The following is a 3,562-nucleotide window of genomic DNA, read 5'->3' on the forward strand; positions in this document are numbered from 1 at the left end:
TTCGAGCCAGCCGCCATCATCGGACTGGAACAGGTCGCGCAGCACCACGCCGCCGGCGGCCTCATAGGCGTCGAGGCCGACGAACACCGCCCGCCGGTCGGAAGCGCGCACCGTCTTCTCCGTCAGCATGCGACGGATTTGATAGGGCTCCTTCTGCCAGGAGCCGGAGATCGCCTGCCAGACCTGCTCCTGGCGGGCATGGTCGGCGGTGACGGTGAAGGCCATGAGCTGCTCGAGCGACATGCCGTCCTCGGCGTAGACGTCGAGCAAGGCCGGCGCGACCGACGCCAGGCGCAGGCGCTGCTTCACCACGTTCACACCGACGAAGAACGCCGCGGCGATGTCCTCCTCGGAGCGCCCCTTCTCGCGCAGAGCCAGGAAGGCGCGGAACTGGTCGAGCGGATGCATGTTTTAGATTATGCGTCAAGTGTCCTGTTAGCTGGATGACTCTGATTCTGTGGCCTTTCTGGCTGCATCCTGCATTTTGGGTGTATTTTTGGCTTTGAATCGCAGCCGGTGGGAGTCAATCCCGATGTCTTTCTCGACGGAAGCGATAGTCGCGCTTTGATGCGCGTAGTGCTTTGGCGATAGCCTTGTTGATGTCGTCGAGATTGCAGGACTCCGGGTGGAACTTGCGGCCAGCCCATCGATGCATGGCTTCGTGTTCTTCATGATCGGGGTCGAGCCAGGCTTCGAGGAAGTTGGCATAGCCTGAAGGCCCACCAGAGTCTTCGGGAGGACCTGAACGTTTGGCGGCGACGCAGCGCGGATATTTGGTCCCCTCCTCGCGCGCGACGCGCTCCAGCCGCAGCCGATGACGCCAATTGTCGCCAAAGTCGTATTCGTAAAGGATCGTAAGAGGGCTCTCGTCGGGATCGTAGGGAAAGTGAAGGTCGATCATCCTGACCTCGGTCGCCTCGAAGATCCGGCTGTCGGACAGGCCGTCCTCATTGAACTCCGGGGCCCCGTAGATGAGACCGCCGATATTGAACTGATGCAAATGGCTGTCGGTCCAGCCGAAGGCGGCTTGCAGCACCTCGTGGAGTTGGGCGAGGTTGAGAGTGATTGGCAGCTCGAGAGTGCGGCTGATCCTGGGCTCGATGTCGAGGATATGAACCTCGGCGCGCACAATGAAGCTGTCTGGATCGAAGGGGTCAAGCATGCCGCAGATCATGCCGCGCATGATTGTCGCAGGCAATGGATGGGGCGACAAATATCCTTCGGCGAGCGCGGCGACACGAAGCGGCAACGTAGACAACGTCAGGATTTCGGCCCGCGAGCGAGCGGCACTGGCTTCGCAGCGCGATCGCGCTCGGCGATCAGGCGGGCGTTATGACGCTTCTGCCGCTCAACCTCCGTTTCGGCTTCGAGGATGCGCTTCAGCAGTGCGGCATTTTCCGTCACCATGCGCCGCTCTTCGATCTGCAAGACCTGGATCAGAGTGCGCTGCTGGGCGAGTTTGTCTTCCCAGGCCGCCAACTTTTCGGGGACGATCTTGCGATCGCTGGCGCGACGCAACTCATCGATCATCGAGCGATGGTTGGTGTAGATGGCGTTACGACCGACACGCGCCTCGCGTGCAAGCGTCGCGACGGTCAGCCGGTAGGATCGCTTTTGCAGGTCCGTGTGTGTGGGCAGACCCTTCACCAGCCGTTCCAGAGCATCGCGCAGCTTGCAGTGGGTGTTGCGCAGGCGTTTTTCGGCAGGCGTGAGGGCCGGCATTTTGCTGGTCTTACGCGTCATGGCGAGCATCCTTTCCATGGTCGAGTTCGCCAAGGATGCGATCGCATTCGGCAATCCGTGTTTCAGCGAGTTGCCGGCTGACCGGGTCCAGGTCAGGATGGCCGAGAAGATCGGCATTGCGATCGCGGCGGGCCTGCCAGACAGGCCTGTGCCTGGCGGTGACGGCGAAGTTGGCGCAGGTGAGACACGTGCTTTCGGTTCTCAGCACAGGATTCGGGCCACGCTCGTCGCCAAAGCAGGCAGCCGTTTCGACGCGATAGACGCAATAGCCCCAGTCGCAGACCCCAAGGCGGAGGTCGGTCTCTTCCATCAGGAAGCGGACATAAGCCTGGACATCGCCGTCGCGTGTGCGTCCGCGGAACTGCGAGCGAGCGGCGATCATGCGTCCACCCTTGCCGGCGAGCGCCGTCGCCGTTAGCACCTCTTCCAGGGCGGCGCAGGTTTCTTCCTGAGTATGCCGGTCGATCAGATCGTCGAGCGCGAAGTCGGTTCCGACATAGCCACGATCGGTCATGGCCCGGGTCACATGACCGAAGTGCGCCTGAAGCGCATGCAGGCCTGTGCGGTCGCGTTTGCCGACGAAGCGGGCAAACGTCTTGCGGCCCTGATGCGTGTTCAGATGCCAAGGCTCGCCCTCGTGGTCCGGCAGGCCGATGAACGGCGCAAACAGATCATTCAGCCGCCTTATGATCGTGGAGCCGACGGGGAGGTCAATGCGGGCGGCAGGACCGACCAACCCGTTGCTGGCCATCGCCAGGAAGAGATCGTCTCGTCCGCTTTGGGCCCGCAGGCGGGCGGTCAGCCGCTCCATCACCACGACAGCCCGCTCGACGGGTGCCGGCGCAACCCAGCGATGGGCTTCGCCATCGATGCCACGCGCCGTCTTGTAAATCCGCCCGACGAGATAGGCGAAGCTCTCGCTGCCGTCCCCGGCAGGATGCTGCTGGATGCAGCCGACCTGAAGGCCGAGGATCTCCGAGATCCGGGCGCCGACAAGATAGCTGACCACCACAAAGCAGGCGTCGTAAATGCGATCGGCGACATAGCGCAGCTGCTTGGTGCTGGTGACCGGCGCCTCGTGCCAGGCAGCTTCCTCCCCAGGCAGTGTCGCGAAGGTGAACGGCGCGATTGCGTCGGTCACGATGAAGCCGGCCTTCGTCTGGCTGATCCCGTTAGCGAGCGCATGGTCATAGACGGACTGCGCCTGGGCCTGCAGAGCGATGACGTCGTCGGCCGGGGTCCCGATCAGTCGCAGCGCCGCCGAGACCAGGGGCACAGCGATCGCGTCCGGCGTATAAGGCAGCCAGCCCCGGTCGCGGCGAACGAACGGCGGCGCGATCCCCGGGAATGGATCGGCGATCGCCACTTCCGGGAACTTTGCTCCCTGCAGATAAAGGCGCGTCAGCAGATTGGCGTGGTTTTGCAGCGTGGTGCTCTTCAGCGGCTTACCCGGCTTGCGGCCCGGACGCTGCGCCATCGCCGTCATAAACCGGTCGCAGGCGTCGCGGTCGAGATCGGCAAAGCACCGATATCCCTGCGCCGCCATCCAGCGGATCAGCATCCGCAACCTATTGAAGACGGAGACGATCGTCATTTCATGAGCGTTGCGGTACCCAGGAGGCGGGTCGAGCTTCAGGCTCCACAGGAACAGCTTCGCCGCCTCTCGCCAGTCAGCCCATCGCGGATCACTGAACCGGCTGTCGTCAGCAAGAACAAAACTCCAGTCGAGCGAGAAGTCAGCTCGGTTGCTGCCAGGGCGACGCCCGTCGAGATGCCAGACCTGATCCAACCACACCGAGCGTGTCGAGATCCGAAGCGG

At 63.1% G+C, this 3,562-nt stretch carries 4 protein-coding genes; all 4 read right to left on the reverse strand.

Going from position 1 to position 3,562, the window contains the following annotated elements; genetic code table 11:
• On the reverse strand, positions 1 to 408 hold a 408-nt coding region (locus tag GJ693_RS14735; protein ID WP_408014596.1), incomplete at its 3' end, for a ParB/RepB/Spo0J family partition protein.
• 115 nt (positions 409 to 523) lie between these two features.
• The gene (locus GJ693_RS14740; protein ID WP_235902958.1) at positions 524 to 1,183 is read right to left on the reverse strand and encodes a plasmid pRiA4b ORF-3 family protein; all 660 of its coding nucleotides are present in this window, start codon (positions 1,181 to 1,183) and stop codon (positions 524 to 526) included.
• 77 nt (positions 1,184 to 1,260) lie between these two features.
• Complete coding sequence (locus GJ693_RS14745) at positions 1,261 to 1,761, reverse strand: hypothetical protein (protein WP_207789968.1); 501 nt, start codon at positions 1,759 to 1,761, stop codon at positions 1,261 to 1,263.
• The coding region (locus GJ693_RS17100) for a site-specific integrase (protein ID WP_235902960.1) at positions 1,733 to 3,562 on the reverse strand (1,830 nt) is incomplete at its 5' end. The genes GJ693_RS17100 and GJ693_RS14745, both read right to left, overlap by 29 nt.

The sequence above is a fragment of the Sandarakinorhabdus oryzae genome, assembly GCF_009733735.1.
GTDB classification, from domain to species: Bacteria; Pseudomonadota; Alphaproteobacteria; order Sphingomonadales; family Sphingomonadaceae; genus Sandarakinorhabdus; species Sandarakinorhabdus oryzae.